This is a genomic window from Methylobacillus methanolivorans (assembly GCF_044751345.1).
GTDB classification, from domain to species: domain Bacteria; phylum Pseudomonadota; class Gammaproteobacteria; order Burkholderiales; family Methylophilaceae; genus Methylobacillus; species Methylobacillus methanolivorans.
Genome location: NZ_JBIWXY010000001.1, coordinates 1262694 through 1278773 on the forward strand (window position 1 = coordinate 1262694; position 16080 = coordinate 1278773).

A 16080-nucleotide genomic window follows, 5' to 3' on the forward strand; every position below is an offset into this window, starting at 1 on the left:
AGTTTCCCGCCTTTCTGGATTTTTACATCACCAGACAAACTTACGCACCAGCTGCCAACATCTCGCTCGCATGTTGTAGTGTCGTCTCCGTGATCTCCACCCCGCCCAGCATCCGCGCCACTTCGTCAATGCGCTGCGTATGCGTCAAAGCTTCAATGCGGCTCAAGGTCTGCCCATCATGCAGATGCTTACTTACCCGCAAATGCTGCATACCCTGCGCAGCCACTTGCGGTAGATGCGTGATGACCAGCACCTGGCGCTGGTTACCCAAAGTCTTGAGCAACTGCCCCACTACCTCAGCCACACCACCACCGATACCCACATCAACCTCATCAAAGATCATGGTAGGCATATCACCCTGCTGAGCTGTTACAACGCGAATCGCCAGACTGATACGCGACAATTCGCCACCTGACGCTACCTTGGATAAAGGGCGCGGCGCCACGCCAGCATGACCAGCCACCAGGAACTCAACCTGCTCACGCCCCGTCGCGGCTGGGTCCTGCGCATTCAGCGACACGGCAAATTTCCCACCACTCAATGATAAGCGCTGCATTTCAGAGGTGATCTTCTCACCGAGACTAAGCGCTGCCTTTTCACGCCCGTCACTCAAGCGCTTTGCCAACGCATCATAAGCAGCACGGGCACGCGCTTCTTCTTGCCTTAGTTGCTCGTTATCATGCGCGGACTCAAGCTCTGCCATGCGCAACTGCCACGACTCCAGTAGCCCCGCCAGTTCTTCTGGCCTGACCCTGTATTTACGGGCCGCCGCATGCAAAGCATGAATACGGGCCTCCACCTCATTCAAGCGCTCAGGGTCAAGGTCTGCTCGTTGCAAATAGCGATTGAGGAAACGATCTGTTTCCTCCAGCTGTATCACCGCACCGTCCAATATATCTAGCGCTTCCTGTAGCCCGCTGTCATATGCCACCAACTCGTGCAGCTTATGCTGCACGCTACTCAACTGCCTGATGGCAGCCACTTCGCCCTCACTCAACAACTCCCGGCAGGCTTCGCCGCCCGCCAAGATGCTGGCGCCATGAGATAGGCGTATATGCTCTTGCTGCAACGGCTCCCACTCCTCCGCGGAAGGAGCCAATGCGGCCAGTTCACGCACTTGGTCACGCAACTCCGCCGACTCCACCGCATGTGCTTCGGCATTTTTTTCGGCATCCAGCCGTTTGTGATACAAGCCCTGCCAAATTTGGTAACTGTCAGCCAATTCCGCTGCCACATCTTGCAGGCCACCATAGGCATCCAATACCTGCCGCTGCGTGCTGGCCTTGAGCAAAGCATGGTGCGCGTGCTGACTATAGATATCGACGAGAAACTCGCCAATCTCGCGTAGTTGTTGAATAGTCGCCGACGAACCGTTGACAAACGCACGCGAGCGACCATCCGCATAGATCACTCGTCGCAGCAATAACTGCGCATCATCTACATCAATTTCATGTTCCCGCAGCCAAGCTTGCAACACTGGCAGGGCCGCAATATCAAACACCGCATTGATCTCGGCTTTTTCTGCCCCCACCCGCGTAATCCCACCCTCGCCGCGTGCGCCTAGCACCAGGGACAAGGCATCAATCAGGATAGATTTCCCCGCGCCGGTTTCACCGGTCAATACGGTAAACCCCGAGGAAAACTCGAGCTCAAGTGTGTCGACAATGACAAAATCGCGAATAGAGAGTGTTTGCAGCATCAGGGTCTGTTCTCGTTATATTGGCAATGCAAGCAGCAAGGGCTGATGGGTGCACCTTAGCCCCAGTGCAGCTTTTCCCGCAGGACGTCAAAATGGTTATGTTCCGGCGGATGCAATAATGTAATCGTATTCTTGGCACGCTTCACCCGCACACGGTCACCAGGCTGCAATGCCATTTTCATTTGGCCATCCAGATGCACACTGGCATCTTCGGCATGCACAACCTGAATCAGCACCTCACTGGCGCTACTGATCGCAATGGGCCGATTACTTAATGTATGCGGACAGATCGGCACCAAGGCAATGGCATCCAGCGTTGGGTAGAGAATAGGGCCGCCCGCCGACAAAGAGTACGCTGTAGTACCAGTAGGCGTTGCCACGATCAGGCCATCCGAGCGCTGCTTCTGCACAAAGTGTCCATCAATATGGATTTCCAGCTCGATCAGGCGCGCTAGGCCATTCTTGTTGACGACCACATCATTAAGGGCGTAGCCCTGCCCAACAGTAGTGCCATCACGCTCGATGCAGGCTTCCAGCAGAATACGCTGCTCGGTGTCGAACACGCCATCGAGGATAGCCGCCACGCTTTCCAACATATGGTCGGAATTGATATCGGTAAGGAAACCGAAACGCCCGCGATTGACCCCAACCAGCGGAATCTTGTAATCCACCAGGGCGCGCGCCACAGTTAACATGGTGCCATCCCCACCCAGCACGATCGCAAGATCGGCATAAGCGCCAATCGCGTTCATCTGTAGCGTGGTATAACCTTTGATACTGGAATGTTGCGCAGTCTTTTCCTCGATGAAGACGCCAACTTGGCGCTCACCAAGAAAACGCGCCAAGGCAATGACCTGCTCCCGGGTTTCCGGGTTCATGTATTTGCCAATCAATGCCACTGTCTGAAACGCACTTTTCATGGCTGGCATTAAATCATAGAAGATAAGTGTGTAAAACCCTTGCCGTATGTCAAATCCATCATCGACATCAATAATAGATTGCGCAAGCGTGGCCTGTATCGGATAATTTTTTCATGCTTAAAGCGCGCCATTACTCATTGAATTAGTCACTGCACAACTCCATCTATACCAACATGCTAGATAAACGCGCTCAGATTCTGCTGAAAACCCTGATAGAACATTACATCAGTGATGGTCAACCTGTTGGCTCGCGCACCTTATCGTTGGCATCCGGGCTTGACCTTAGCCCCGCCTCCATCCGCAACATCATGTCAGATCTGGAAGAGCACGGCTTTATTGCCAGCCCCCATACATCTGCGGGGCGCATTCCCACCCAGCGTGGCTATCGCCTGTTCGTGGATACCCTGCTGACGGTACAACCATTACAGAATCAGGAAATCCGCAAGCTTGAGCATGTGTTATCGTCTCCCGACCCGCAGGAGCTAATCAACTCCGCAGCAGAGCTATTATCCAGCCTGACAGATTTCGCAGGCCTGGTGATGATCCCCAAGCGCCAAGGCATCGCATTCCGTCACCTGGAGTTCTTGCCCCTGTCGGAAAAACGCATCCTGCTCATTATCGTGACTACAGATGGTGCGGTGCAAAACCGCATTATCCTGGCCGACAAGCCTTACAGTGCAGCAGACCTGACCCAGGCCAGCAACTTCTTCAACCAGAACTATGCCGGCAACACCCTGGATGAGGTCAAACAAAAGCTGCATGAAGAGCTGAAACAGATGCAATCCGACATGACTCGCCTGATGGCGGCCGCTTTGGAGGCCAGCAGCAAGACCGCGGACAACAACAAAGATGGCGTGGTGATTGCCGGAGAGCGCAACTTGCTGAATGTGCAAGACTTATCCACCAACGTCAGCTCCTTGCGCAAGCTATTCGATATGTTCGAGCGCCGTACCTCGCTGATGCAGCTCCTGGATCATAGCCAGAAGGCCAATGGCGTACAGATATTCATCGGTGGTGAATCAGGTTACCTGCCACTGGATGAATGCAGCATGGTCACCGCGCCTTATGAAACGAATGGGCAAACCATAGGCACCCTGGGCGTCATTGGCCCTACCCGCATGGCCTACGAGCGCGTCATCCCGATTGTGGACATTACGGCGAAACTACTTTCCAACGCGTTGTCCAATAACCATTGAGCATCAGGCAGGCAGCATCAATGTATGCAGCCTGCCTCGCCAGCTTATTGCAAGTGGCGACCAACCTTAAGGAACATGCATGTCTTTTTACTTAAAAGAGCCTCAGATTCACGCGCAAGAACCAGAACGTACCGGCATACTGGTGATGAACCTGGGCACGCCCGAAGCACCAACAGCCAAAGCTTTGCGCCCTTATTTACGCCAGTTTCTCAGTGACCGACGCGTCATCGAAATTCCGCGCTTGATTTGGTGGTTTATCCTCAACGGCTTCATCCTGACCTTGCGCCCGCGCCAATCAGCACATAAATATGCCAGTATCTGGGATAAAGAAGGCTCACCCCTGATGGTCAACAGCCAGAAACAAGCAAGATTATTGACTGGCTACCTGCACGAAGCGATTGCTTCGCCCTATGCGGTTGAGCTGGGCATGCGTTATGGCCAGCCTTCCGTACAATCGGCCATCGAAAAACTGAAAGCTCAGAACTGCAACCGCATCTTGCTGTTCCCGCTTTATCCGCAATATGCCGCCAGCAGTAGTGCCTCCGCGATTGATGAGGCCATGCGGGTGTTGATGCGCACGCGCAACATGCCGGAAATACGCACCATACGCGACTATCACACCCACCCTGCCTATATCCAGGCGGTGGCAGAAAGTATCCGGCTGTATTGGCAACAACACGGCAAGCCGGAAAAACTCGTCATGAGTTTTCATGGCGTGCCACGCCGCACTTATGACTTGGGCGACCCTTATTACGATCAATGCCAGGTCAGCGGAAAGTTGATCGCCCAGGCGCTGGAGCTCTCGGAAGATCAATACCTGATTGCCTTCCAGTCACGCTTTGGTGCGGCCGAGTGGCTACAGCCTTATTTCGCCCCCTCTATTGAGGCGCTGGGCAAACAAAAACTGGGCCGCGTCGATGTCGTCTGCCCAGGCTTTTCCAGTGATTGCCTGGAAACTCTGGAGGAAATCGCCATGGAAGGCAAAACCCTGTTTCTCGAAGCTGGCGGTGGCGAATATCACTACATACCAGCGCTCAACGATAGGGATACCTGGATCAAGGCCATGCGCGAAATCGCGCTGGACAACCTGCCAGGCTGGGTAACGCTACGTTAATCTTCGTTAAAGCGCGGCCAAGAATGAATTGGCTTTTGTTATACTCTCGGATTCGCTAGAAACGGATTTAAACCATGATAGTCATTACTGGCGGCGCAGGCATGATAGGTAGCATGATGGCCTGGCATCTCAATACCGTGCTGCAACGCGACGATATTGTGATCGTGGATCGCCTCGCGCACCCTGAACAATGGCAAAACCTTTGCCACCGCCGTTATGCCAACTATCTGGACAAGGACGAGCTATTCAACTGGCTCCCCAAGATCGGCAAAGTAGACGCCATCATCCATATGGGCGCGATCAGCGCCACCACTGAGCGCGATTTCAACAAACTGGTACAGGAGAACATCCGTTACAGCCAATTGCTGTGGAGCTGGTGTGCCGAAAATGAAGTGCCCTTCCTGTACGCCAGCTCTGCGGCCACTTATGGTGGTGGTGAATTTGGCTACGATGACGAAGAATCTGCTATCGACCAGTTACGCCCGCTGAATGGTTACGGCTACTCCAAGCAGTTTTTCGACCAATGGGCACTACGCCAATGCAGTGATGGCTTGGCAACACCGCCGCAATGGTGTGGCTTCAAATTCTTCAACGTCTACGGCCCCAACGAATATCACAAGGAACGCATGGCCAGCGTTGCTTTCCATACCTTCAACCAGTTCCGCGAGCAAGGTCACGTCAAGCTGTTCAAGAGCCACAAGCCTGGCTTCGAGGATGGCATGCAGTTACGCGACTTCGTTTACGTCAAGGATGCAGTCGCCGTGATGGCACACTTCCTGGATCAACCGCAGCACTCCGGCTTATTCAACATCGGTACTGGCGCAGCGCGTGCTTTCAAGGATCTGGCGACGGCAGTTATGACTAGCATGGGCCGCGAAGCCAATATTGAATACATTGATATGCCGCAAGACCTGATGGGCAAGTATCAGTATTTCACTGAGGCTAATATCAGCAAGCTACGCAACGCAGGCTATACCACGCCGTTCCACACCCTGGAGCAAGGTGTGCAGGATTATGTCCAGCAATACCTGCTGCAAGCAGACCCTTATTGCTGAGCCTAGCAAGGAAATCTCATGACCGCTATTGATACCCTGAAACAAGCTTTTAACGAACACCAGGCCGTGATTACAGCGCTGGAACCCCTGCTACCGGAGATCGCCGCAGTTGCTGATGTCATGCGCAACTGCCTTGCCAATGGTGGCAAGATATTGCTGTTCGGCAACGGCGGTAGCGCGGCAGACAGCCAGCATATCGCCGCAGAAATTGTTGGCCGCTACAAGAAGGAACGGCGCGGCCTACCCGCCATCGCCTTGACCACGGATACTTCCATTCTCACCTCGGTTGGCAATGACTATGGCTTTGACTTCATTTTCTCGCGCCAGGTGGAAGCACTCTGCACGCCCGCCGATGTGGTCATTGGTTTCTCCACCTCTGGCAACAGCCGCAACGTGGTACTGGGCATAGAAAAAGCCCGCGAGATTGGCGCGATCACGGTGGCCATGACTGGCGGCACTGGTGGCAAGCTGGCCAACCTGTGCGACCATGTCCTGACCATGCCCACCAGCGATACACCGCGCATCCAGGAAGCCCATATTCTCATTGGTCACAGCCTGTGCGACCTGGTGGAAGCCGATTAACAGCCTACTGACGACGATCAACCATGCGCGAGTCTTTCCTCAACACCATCCAGCAACGCTTTGGCCACGACCCGATATGGATACTGGTCATCGGCGACCTGATGCTAGACCGCTACCTGTTTGGCGATGTACAACGCATCTCACCAGAAGCACCTGTACCCGTGGTATTGCTCAAATCGCAAGATGAGCGGGCGGGCGGAGCGGCCAATGTCGCAGCCAATCTGCGTGGACTGGAGATCAGCACGCGGATCGCCGGAGTCGTGGGCGATGATCGCGAAGCCCACACCCTGCTGGGCCTCATGCAAGACATCGGCGTTGATACCCGGCATGTCTACCACAGCACACGTAGGCCAACCATTACCAAGACGCGCATCCTCGGTGGACATCAGCAAATGATGCGCCTGGATCAGGAAGATGCTGCGGCATTTTCCAATGATGAGCACTCTGCCCTACAAGTCATGATCAGCCAGGCTTTAGCTGACCGGCCCGCCGCCATCATCCTCTCCGACTACGCCAAAGGCATGCTCAGCGACGCGGTATGCCAGAATGTGATTGCCCAGGCACGGTCAGCCAGCATCCCGGTGCTGGTTGACCCTAAAGGCCGAGATTACAGCAAATATCAGGGTGCCACAGGGCTCACCCCCAATAAACGTGAAACCGCAGAAGCCTGTGATGTTGGCATGAATGATAACCAGGCTTTGCTTGCTGCGGCAGAACAGCTACGCACGCAGCTTAAGCTTGAATTTCTTGCCGTCACACGGGGCGAGGAAGGCATTACCGTGCTGAACGCCCAAGGCAGCACTCACTTAGCCGCAACTGCGCGTCAGGTCTATGACGTTTCCGGTGCAGGCGACACCGTCATCTCCACCTTGACCGCCGGCCTGGCCCACGGCCTGCCCTTGCACGATGCCATCGAGCTTGCCAATATCGCCGCTGGCATCGTGGTCGGCAAAGTAGGCACCGTGCCTATCAACAAGGCCGAGCTTGAGCATGAGCTGCAATCTCAGCAATCTGCCGCACAGGCAGACAAGGTCTGCACGCTGGAAAACCTATTGGCCCGCGTACAAGCCTGGCGCAATCGTGGCGAACGCATCGTCTTCACCAACGGTTGCTTCGACCTGCTCCACGCTGGGCACGTCACCTATCTCGAAGCTGCGCACAATACGGGTAATCGACTGGTTCTGGGGCTCAATACCGATCGCTCAGTAAGCGCCCTTAAAGGCCCCACCCGCCCAGTGATCCATGAGCAAGACCGGGCGCGCGTCCTCGCCGCACTGGAATCTGTCGATGCCGTTATCCTGTTTGATGAGGATACCCCGATCGAACTGATCAAAGCCGTACGCCCCGACATCATCGTCAAGGGCAGCGACTATACCGAGGACCAAGTCGTTGGCGGTACGGAAGTTAAATCCTGGGGCGGCAAAGTCGCACTGATTGATGTCGTACCTGGTCGCAGTACCAGCAACATCATCCAAAAACTCGCCTCCTGAAGCATGACACTGCATACCGCTGAAAAAATCCTGGTGATGGGCCCCTCGTGGGTAGGCGACATGGTGCTGGCACAAAGCCTGTTCAAAACCCTCAAACAACACAAACCCGACTGCACCATTGACGTAGCAGCCCCCGCCTGGACCTTACCCTTGCTGGAGCGTATGCCGGAAGTAAATGAGGCCATCGCACTACCTTTCAAGCACGGTCAATTAGCCTTGAAAGAGCGCATCCGCTTTGGCCGTAGCCTGAAAGATCGGCACTATACCCAATCCATCATGCTCACCAACTCGCTGAAATCAGCAATCCTCCCCGCCGCCAGCGGTATCAGCCGTCGCACCGGCTTTCTGGGTGAAATGCGCTATGGCCTGCTTAACGACATCCGGCCATTGGATAAAATCCAATTACCTCGCACGGTGGATCGCTTTGTCGCTCTCGGTGTTGATGCCCAAAGCAGTATGCCCGACCACATTCCCAACCCCAGCCTGGTTGCCAGCCGAGATAATGCCCTTGCCAGCCTGGAAAAACTCGGCATAGCAGCACCGCAAGCCCCTGTATTGGGGCTTTGCCCAGGTGCAGAATATGGCGAGGCCAAACGCTGGCCGCTGGAACATTATGCCGAAGTTGCCCGCACTGCCCATGCCCATGGCTGGCAGATCTGGCTGTTCGGCTCAGACAAGGATGTTCCCTATACTGCTGAGATCAATCGCCTGAGCTATCAGGTATGCGAAGACTTTGGCGGCAAAACCAAACTAGGCGATGCCATTGACCTCATGTCGCTATGCGACGCGATTGTCAGCAATGATTCAGGCCTCATGCATGTGGCGGCGGCCCTGGATAAAAAACTCATCGCCATTTACGGCTCTTCTGACCCACACCATACACCGCCCATGAGCAGCAAAGCGGTCATTGAATACCTGGGACTGGAATGCAGCCCCTGCTTTCAGCGGGAATGCCCACTGGGACATTTGAATTGCTTGAAGCAAATTCAGCCGACAACCGTTATCAATCGACTTTTACCCCCCCGTTCATGAACAATGAAGCAGCGAATCAAAGTCTTACAATTACATCCTGATTACAACGTCAAAACCAATGACGTTTCTGATCTTGGTGAGCAAATCGTCAAGGGCTTGCCTAGAGATCAGTTTGAGGTAACCTGCGCCTACCTTTCCGGGAAACCAACAGCATCGCAGCCGCATAGCATTGCCGAGCATGTGCATTATTTTGATATCCCTGATACCAAAATGCGCGGCCTCAGGCTGCAAGCACTATGGCAACTGTATCGATTTTGCAAAACCAATCAGTTTGATGTCGTCATCTGCAACAGATTCAAAGTTGTCAGCATGTTGCTGCAACTGAATAAAATACTGCGCATTCCCTTATGCATTGGCATATCGCATGTGTTGAACGAATATCACCGCCCATATCGCAGATTCCAGGTGAAACTTTTTGCCGATAGGCATTGGCATTTCGTCGGTGTTTCCGATGCGGTAAAGGATAGCTTGATTGGCTACCAAAGCGGGTTCACTCCCCTTAATACGCATGCAATCCCCAATGCCATTGATATTGCCAAATCAGAAGCATCCCAACTACCTCAGGAACAAGCTAGAGCAGCCCTTGGATTGCCCAATGGAAACCGCATCATAGGTGCGATTGGTCAACTCTTTGCCCGTAAAGGCCACCGCTTCCTGATTGCCGCACTCGCCAAGATTCAGCATCAATTCCCCGATGCTCACATCGGCATTATTGGTAAAGGATCAGAAGAGCAAAACCTGAGAGCCCAGATTGCCAGCCTGGGCTTGGAAGACAAGGTACATTTGTTGGGGTTCAGAGCCAATGCCCTGCAATATGTCCGTGCCTTTGACATCTGGGCAATGCCATCACTGAAAGAAGGGCTGCCATTAGCATTGATGGAAGGAATAAGCGGTCATTTACCCGTCATTGCCTCAGATATTCCTGAAATGCGTGATGTCATCCTCGGTGCAGGCGGTCTCGCCACCCCACCAGAAGACATCGAAAGCTTAAGTCAAGCCCTCACTGAATATCTAAGCCTAGATGCACAACAATTAAAGATCAAAGGCGAGCAGGCCTTTCATTATCTAGCCAGCCAACACAGCATTGAAGCATACCGCGAACAATATCGTTCCCTGATAGAGAAACAACTTAAGGAAACCACATCACAATGAGCCTCATCAATTTCCTGCGTAGCCCGACCTTTGCGCTATATGCCGTTGGCACATGGATGGTGAGCTTTTTGGTCATTAGTGGATCACAAGCTCATAACAATTTCAGCTATCTGGTTTTGCTTATTCCTACACTGATTTCCTTACGCTTTGAAGAGATCAAGTCCTTTTTCCAGAATCGACTAGCCCAAGGTTTACTGCTCGTGATCTTGAGCTTGATATTAGCCGCCGCGCTGGGTGATGGAGACCCTTGGAGACAAGTCAAATTCGGCCTTATTGTCATCCTGTTTTTTATTGCAGTTGCACGCTTGCCAATGATCTCAAATACTGCAGTTTATCGAGCTGCCTGGATATTTCTTGGCCTGCTATGCCTATATGTCAGCGGCAATGCCATTTGGCAATATTCACAAGGCTATTGGCAGCTTGGCGTACGCTTAAACGATATGCACGCCAAGCTTGAAAATGTGATTTATGTGACCAATACCATGGGAGGAATGATGGCCATCATCACCCTGTTAGGTATAGAGCAGAAGAAATTCCGTGAAGTGTTGGTCGCACATGCACTCGTATTGTTCTTTGGCCTAGTGCTGCTCCAGACACGCAGCATCATTGGTATCTGGGCATTAACTGTACTCATGACGTATATCGCGCTCTACAAGCACCAATTGCGCAATATCAAAGTCATCAGCACAATGGCCGTCGCTGCAATACTCCTGACGTCGGGCATTGCCTATCTATTATTTTTTACCTCAATTGGGGAAAGCTTACTGGCGCGTAACTTCTATCGACCAGAGATATGGGCAGGCTATATTGCAGAAACCGTACGATGCGGTATCACATTTGGTTGTGGTCCCGAACACGACTTCCAGTATGTCTCGCACGATGGTTTTACGATGGTGCATCCACACAGTGTATTCGTCACTCAGTTCTATAAAGCGGGGCTGGTTGGTTTCATTCCACTCATCGCACTGACCATCCTGGCTGCTGTACAAGGATACAAGGCGAGGTCGTGGGCCGGATGGTATTTTATTGTCGGTGCCTTGGGTGTTTGTTTTGATGGTAGCAGCTTGGTACACAGCCCAAGTCAACGCTGGCTGGTTTTTCACCTGCCACTGGCGTTGTTGATTGCACAACAACTGCATCAACATGCCCCTGCATTATTCAAAGGCAATAAGCAAGCTACACGACCTAACTAAAGTGACACTTGGCACTCATCAGCGCATGGATTGCAGCATCTCCTGCGCCCTGGCCTCCCAGGTAAAACGCTTGAGATAAGCGGCATGCCCTTGTTGGGCGATTGCCATACGCTTCTCTGGGTTGGCTAAATAAAAACGTACCTTTTCCTGTAACTCCTGGGGGCCATTGAAAGTTTCAATTTCCTCCCCAGGCTTAAAGAGCTCAGCGACTTCATCACAATAATCCGTGATCAAGAAGCAGCCTGCTGCCAGCGCCTCGAAAATTCTCAGATTCACGCCAGTACCAGCCGCATAATAAGGGCCACGTGTGACATTCAGGACAATCTTCGAGCTAGTCAGTAATTGGTGTAAATCAGCCCCCCAAACTGGATGATCATCCACGCGCTTGATCAACCCTGGCGACATCAAGGGAAAATTGCGTTTCCATCGATTCCCAAAAATGGAAAGGTGGTCACGTATGCTTTCCAGGACAAAAATCCTGCGCAAATCCCCACTACCAACGAATAACACGTCGTGTTGCTTGTCAGCATCAGAACCACTCGGTGCCGCGATAAAATTTGCTCCAAATGGCACAAAACTGGCATCCAGTTGCCTAGTATCCTTGAAGAAATCAGCCGTCACCTTGGAACATGAGAATATTTTTTTGTAAATTGGCAGCTCTTGCTCCAGAAAGAAAATAAACTCACGACGCTTGGTGTATAGGTTACAGCTATCCGTATCATACAAATACAAATCGACCTGATGCTGTTGAGCCAAAGCCTTTAGCGCAGCTGGGGTAATGAATTTATAGATAAAGCCCACCACCAAGATGGCATCAGGCCGTGCTTGCTTGATCAATGCCGTGATAGCCGCAAGATTGCCTTTCGGCAGATGAAAAAACGCATCCCCGCTGCTGTCCTTGGCTCGATTCACTACCTTCGTTAGCGCCGATTTCAAGCCATAGAATGGGATCTTCGGCATGCTCAACAGATTGTAATATGCGGTTTCAATGCCGATATGGCCGAAAGCCTGCGCTAACTCCTCGCCCAGTGGTACGCCAGAGATACCATCCAATATCAACAATTTTTTCATGACGAATCTTTTCCACTGATGAGTGTTTTATCTTGATTTTCCAATAATGATTCCAACGCGAGCAATATATCTGCAGGACGAATGAAAGCGCGCCATATACCGCCTTTGAACCAAGGTAAGACCAAGCGAGGAACAACCACTGTTCCTTTACCCCACGCAGGGCGCCAACAGAACTGACGATTCCGTTTTCTGTAAATAGTAACCACTGGCACTCTCAACATGGAAGCAAGGTGACCACCTCCTGAATCATTGCCAATAAATGCGCCCGACTCATAAACAAAGCTCGCAAGCTGATGTATGTCGTTGAATTTTGCATGCTCAAATTCACCCTTGAGTATCACATCCCATTTCTCATGTGATACTGGGGCAACAGTGAAAACAGGTTGATACCCGCGTTGCTGTAATAACCTTGCCGTCTTGATGAATGATGCAGGCGTCCAATCCTTCTTATCTGACCAAGCCGAATCAGGACTAATAATAATCCGCCGTGGGTATCGCTGATAAACAAGATGAGGCGGCGGAGTAAGGTGTACATTCCCTTGCGCATGTGTAAGCTTCATCCGCTCTCGCATAAACGCTACCACCACATCAACCAAGGAGCTGCCATCATTAAACTTCTTGAAGCGAATGGATGGCCCACAATCCAGCAACGGGGCTAACTGAGAAAATATCTTGCCCGGCAGTACACGCTGGCGTTCATGCTTTAATTGCTCACTAGCCCATGTAGGAGGTGCTTTTTGGCACAGCAACTGCCAGTGGCTCCTGACATGCTCCAGAAACTCCCCATTCAAGCGCTGGCGGAGTGCCTGGGGCGGACTAATGATCGCATGGTGATATTGGCTTAACTCACGATCAAGCGCATTAAAATCAGGATAAGGCCTGACGGGTATCTGTGGCATCCACTCTCGCAACTGGTATGCAATGTCCCCATACAACGTCATCTCATAACCATGCTGGCGCAGATTCTCTGCCAACATGTAATAAATCAAGCTATCCCCAAGGGAGTTGAAAGAAACTAGCGCAATACGCGCGGTGGTAGTGTCTTGTTGTGTATCCATGCGCGATCTATTAGCTCAAAGAATCTTATTCTGGCAGCTTCGTCCGAGAAGCTATGTATCAGAATATCGGAGGCCAATTGTATTTTATTGTCAATTTTATAGTCAACAGAGTTTACTAGCTCTCGGGATAACTCCTCTACACTCCCAAGAGTAAATAAAGGTGCAAAAGCCCTGACCACCTCCACGCCACCTCCGCTATCACTACAGATAATCGGCAATTCTGCTGCCATGGCCTCAAGCAACACCATACCAAATGGTTCATGATCCGAACTTAGAACGAAGAGATCAAACGCGCGGAAATATCGCCGTGCATCTGGCACTTGTCCAACAAATCGAACCTGGTTAGCAACGCCCAGTCTATTCGCCAATGCCTTGAGATCTTGCTCCAGTGGGCCTTTTCCCAAAATTAGCAGCAAAGTATTGGCTGGCAGCTGCGGCAATGCCTGGGCAAAGCCACGCAACAAAGTAGCCTGGTCTTTGTCGCGGTGCAGGCGCCCGACGTTAGCGATGACATAGGTATCGTCATCGATATCCAACATTTGGCGGGCCTCTTGCCTGGGTAAGAGGGATTGTTTAACTGCATCGACATCAATGCGGTTGTAGAGTGTTTGTATCTGCTCGGCTGGCCAGTGCTTGAGGTGTTGTCGCATTTGATCGCGCACAGAATCCGATACGCAGAGCATGAGCAGGCGTTTGCGGTATAGATTGACCAAGATGCGGCGGCTGAATCGTCCGTAATCATCGTAGTTGTGATGCACACTGACCACTGGCAGATTGGTCGCCAGCAAGGCGACATAAGTAGGCTTGGCGCGATGGGCAATGCAGAATGCAAAATCCCGGCTATTCACCAGCTGGCGTATTTTTGCAATCGCGCCCAGCTTGAGCCCCCTCACCTGCTTGCTGCTATAACCGAGAAAAATCACTTCGTCAGATGCACTGCCGCGCTCCACTTCAGCATCTGGCTTGCCAGTGAGGTAAACCGTCACCACTTTGTATGGGCTACCCTGGAACAAGGCAGCATATTGACGGGCGCAGTCAAGGAAAGGCGGATAATAGCTATGGCAGATATGCAGGACGTACATGGATCAGGCCTCTGATAAAAATTTCAGCTTTAACCTGAGCGCCGATGCTATTTTGGATGGCAATTGCGCTGTAGAAAAATAGCCATCCGCAAAGGCCTGGCGTTCAGCCTGGGATAAAGCCATCCACTCTTGCGGATAGCGTTGTAGGTGCTGAAAATTGCGCATCCGGTGCCAACTTCCCAAGCGATGGCGATAAATCTTGAGATCAGCAATATCGATCAGCCCGAGCGCACCATCAGTCGTCTTGACGACATTGCCAAAATGCAGGGAACGAAAATGAATACCATGCTGATGCAAGCGGGCGACAAAGTGGCCAAAATTTTCCATCAATGTTTGATCGATCAGCCCCAACATACTCAACTGCCGTAATGTCTGCCCAAGTAGCGGACGATAAATGACGGCTGTGTTGGTGCTGTCCTCGAAATGAAACAGCTGCACAATCTCCACCGTGGGAATCCCCAACTGCTTGAGCTTGTCGGCATTGCGGCAAAAATGGCGAGCATAGGAATAAAACCGCGCCAAGCTCAGTGTACGGCGCACACGAAACACCTTGAGAATATTGCCATTCCCCATTTGCAGCACTTTGACACCACGCTCATCCCGCTCCAGCACCTTGGCATTGAGACTCAACTGCGCAAAATCCTCTGGCGTCAGCAAGTGGCTGTTGCGAATTTTCAGTCTAGGTATCAGCATGGGTAGTGCAACAAGGCTTGGACGTCAGGCAATGTAGTAATCCCGTGTTTGGCACAATAGGTTTGCCAGCCAGGAACATCGGTCCAGGCATGTAGGAAGACAAAGTCCAGGCCCGCGCGGCTGGACGACTCATGATCATAACGGCTATCACCAATAAACAACGCAGGTTGACGGATATTATCATGGTTGATTTCACGCGCCATGATCTCGTCCTTGTTATCCGGGCTACCAAAAATGCCGCCGTCGAATAATGCTGTCAGCTCACGCTCGGCAAAAATGGTACGCAATTCAGCTTGGTCGCCTCCTGAAATCACCAACCAGTTGCTAGAGGCGGTTTTTGCACGCAATTCATGTAGCCCTGGTGCAATCTCACAATTTGCCAGGCGCTCGCGCACTTCACGCCCAAAATCGTGTAAAAGAAAATCTACATCTGCTTGCGTCGCAGGCCGTTGCAGAATGTCCTTGAGAAAATATTCAAACTTTACAAAGCGGGAAATTCCACCGAGCTTGATGTGGTAGTCCACCAACGCCTGAGCCTGCTGGTCATTTGCACCAAAATTCTTGGCAGTCGCGAAATATGCCTCGATCTTGAGATGATTGGAGTTGAGAATGACACCATCACAATCAAACACCAAGGTGTGATATTGCTCTAGATTCAGCATGGCGCTACCTAAAGGTTGATGCTCGGCATGCAAAAGATGCCGGGAAGGACGAAAGCAAACAGGCCCCGAGGGGCCTGTGAT

General features: G+C 52.0%; 15 protein-coding genes. 8 read left to right on the plus strand and 7 right to left on the minus strand.

Features of this window, described 5'->3' with window-relative positions; all coding sequences use genetic code 11:
- Nucleotides 1-40 precede the first annotated feature (40 nt).
- The gene (recN, locus tag ACIKP9_RS05870; protein WP_400880487.1) at nt 41-1699 is read right to left on the minus strand and encodes a DNA repair protein RecN; all 1659 of its coding nucleotides are present in this window, start codon (nt 1697-1699) and stop codon (nt 41-43) included.
- A gap of 56 nt (nt 1700-1755) precedes the next feature.
- Entirely contained in the window at nt 1756-2619 is an 864-nt protein-coding gene (locus tag ACIKP9_RS05875; protein WP_400880490.1) for an NAD kinase, read from the minus strand.
- Between the two features lie 173 nt (nt 2620-2792).
- Between ACIKP9_RS05875 and hrcA the strand changes: the two genes are divergently transcribed.
- The 8 genes from hrcA (at nt 2793) to ACIKP9_RS05915 (ending at nt 11433) form a co-directional block, all read left to right on the plus strand.
- Entirely contained in the window at nt 2793-3815 is a 1023-nt protein-coding gene (gene hrcA, locus ACIKP9_RS05880) for a heat-inducible transcriptional repressor HrcA (RefSeq protein WP_400880493.1), read from the plus strand.
- Nucleotides 3816-3894: 79 nt separating this feature from the next.
- Nucleotides 3895-4929, plus strand: a complete 1035-nt coding sequence (gene hemH, locus ACIKP9_RS05885) for a ferrochelatase (protein WP_400880496.1) — start codon at nt 3895-3897, stop codon at nt 4927-4929.
- A gap of 74 nt (nt 4930-5003) precedes the next feature.
- Nucleotides 5004-5984 (plus strand): ADP-glyceromanno-heptose 6-epimerase, encoded by a 981-nt coding sequence (gene rfaD, locus ACIKP9_RS05890; protein WP_400880499.1) that lies wholly within the window; start codon nt 5004-5006, stop codon nt 5982-5984.
- 18 nt (nt 5985-6002) lie between these two features.
- Entirely contained in the window at nt 6003-6566 is a 564-nt protein-coding gene (locus tag ACIKP9_RS05895; protein ID WP_400880502.1) for a D-sedoheptulose 7-phosphate isomerase, read from the plus strand.
- A gap of 23 nt (nt 6567-6589) precedes the next feature.
- Nucleotides 6590-8056: a bifunctional D-glycero-beta-D-manno-heptose-7-phosphate kinase/D-glycero-beta-D-manno-heptose 1-phosphate adenylyltransferase HldE gene (gene hldE / locus ACIKP9_RS05900; RefSeq protein WP_400880505.1), complete on the plus strand. Its 1467-nt coding sequence runs from the start codon at nt 6590-6592 to the stop codon at nt 8054-8056.
- 3 nt (nt 8057-8059) lie between these two features.
- Nucleotides 8060-9088, plus strand: a complete 1029-nt coding sequence (gene waaF / locus ACIKP9_RS05905; protein ID WP_400880508.1) for a lipopolysaccharide heptosyltransferase II — start codon at nt 8060-8062, stop codon at nt 9086-9088.
- Nucleotides 9089-9091: 3 nt separating this feature from the next.
- Nucleotides 9092-10240 carry a glycosyltransferase family 4 protein gene (locus ACIKP9_RS05910; protein ID WP_400880511.1) on the plus strand — a complete coding sequence of 383 codons (1149 nt, stop codon included), beginning with the start codon at nt 9092-9094 and terminating at the stop codon, nt 10238-10240.
- Entirely contained in the window at nt 10237-11433 is a 1197-nt protein-coding gene (locus tag ACIKP9_RS05915; protein WP_400880514.1) for a hypothetical protein, read from the plus strand. Before ACIKP9_RS05910 ends, ACIKP9_RS05915 begins: the two co-directional genes overlap by 4 nt.
- Before the next feature lie 18 nt (nt 11434-11451).
- Here the strand turns inward: ACIKP9_RS05915 and ACIKP9_RS05920 are convergent, their stop codons facing one another.
- From ACIKP9_RS05920 to ACIKP9_RS05940, 5 genes are read right to left on the minus strand one after another with little or no spacing between them, the layout of a single operon-like run.
- Nucleotides 11452-12504, minus strand: coding sequence for a CgeB family protein (locus ACIKP9_RS05920; protein ID WP_400880517.1), 1053 nt, complete (start codon nt 12502-12504; stop codon nt 11452-11454).
- Nucleotides 12501-13562, minus strand: a complete 1062-nt coding sequence (locus tag ACIKP9_RS05925) for a glycosyltransferase family 9 protein (protein WP_400880519.1) — start codon at nt 13560-13562, stop codon at nt 12501-12503. Before ACIKP9_RS05925 ends, ACIKP9_RS05920 begins: the two co-directional genes overlap by 4 nt.
- The gene (locus tag ACIKP9_RS05930) at nt 13520-14644 is read right to left on the minus strand and encodes a glycosyltransferase (protein ID WP_400880522.1); all 1125 of its coding nucleotides are present in this window, start codon (nt 14642-14644) and stop codon (nt 13520-13522) included. Before ACIKP9_RS05930 ends, ACIKP9_RS05925 begins: the two co-directional genes overlap by 43 nt.
- A 3-nt stretch (nt 14645-14647) precedes the next feature.
- Entirely contained in the window at nt 14648-15337 is a 690-nt protein-coding gene (locus tag ACIKP9_RS05935; protein ID WP_400880525.1) for a BUD32 family EKC/KEOPS complex subunit, read from the minus strand.
- The gene (locus ACIKP9_RS05940) at nt 15331-15999 is read right to left on the minus strand and encodes an HAD family hydrolase (RefSeq protein WP_400880528.1); all 669 of its coding nucleotides are present in this window, start codon (nt 15997-15999) and stop codon (nt 15331-15333) included. The genes ACIKP9_RS05935 and ACIKP9_RS05940 overlap by 7 nt, the downstream gene beginning before the upstream one ends.
- Nucleotides 16000-16080 lie beyond the last annotated feature (81 nt).

Coding starts and splice junctions, on each gene's coding strand:
- waaF (WP_400880508.1), top strand. CDS start 8,060: ATGACACTGCATACCGCTGAAAAAATCCTGGTGATGGGCCCCTCGTGG.
- ACIKP9_RS05935 (WP_400880525.1), bottom strand. CDS start 15,337: ATGCTGATACCTAGACTGAAAATTCGCAACAGCCACTTGCTGACGCCA.
- hrcA (WP_400880493.1), top strand. CDS start 2,793: ATGCTAGATAAACGCGCTCAGATTCTGCTGAAAACCCTGATAGAACAT.
- recN (WP_400880487.1), bottom strand. CDS start 1,699: ATGCTGCAAACACTCTCTATTCGCGATTTTGTCATTGTCGACACACTT.
- ACIKP9_RS05930 (WP_400880522.1), bottom strand. CDS start 14,644: ATGTACGTCCTGCATATCTGCCATAGCTATTATCCGCCTTTCCTTGAC.
- ACIKP9_RS05925 (WP_400880519.1), bottom strand. CDS start 13,562: ATGGATACACAACAAGACACTACCACCGCGCGTATTGCGCTAGTTTCT.
- ACIKP9_RS05875 (WP_400880490.1), bottom strand. CDS start 2,619: ATGAAAAGTGCGTTTCAGACAGTGGCATTGATTGGCAAATACATGAAC.
- ACIKP9_RS05940 (WP_400880528.1), bottom strand. CDS start 15,999: ATGCTGAATCTAGAGCAATATCACACCTTGGTGTTTGATTGTGATGGT.
- ACIKP9_RS05920 (WP_400880517.1), bottom strand. CDS start 12,504: ATGAAAAAATTGTTGATATTGGATGGTATCTCTGGCGTACCACTGGGC.
- hldE (WP_400880505.1), top strand. CDS start 6,590: ATGCGCGAGTCTTTCCTCAACACCATCCAGCAACGCTTTGGCCACGAC.
- rfaD (WP_400880499.1), top strand. CDS start 5,004: ATGATAGTCATTACTGGCGGCGCAGGCATGATAGGTAGCATGATGGCC.
- ACIKP9_RS05895 (WP_400880502.1), top strand. CDS start 6,003: ATGACCGCTATTGATACCCTGAAACAAGCTTTTAACGAACACCAGGCC.
- hemH (WP_400880496.1), top strand. CDS start 3,895: ATGTCTTTTTACTTAAAAGAGCCTCAGATTCACGCGCAAGAACCAGAA.
- ACIKP9_RS05915 (WP_400880514.1), top strand. CDS start 10,237: ATGAGCCTCATCAATTTCCTGCGTAGCCCGACCTTTGCGCTATATGCC.
- ACIKP9_RS05910 (WP_400880511.1), top strand. CDS start 9,092: ATGAAGCAGCGAATCAAAGTCTTACAATTACATCCTGATTACAACGTC.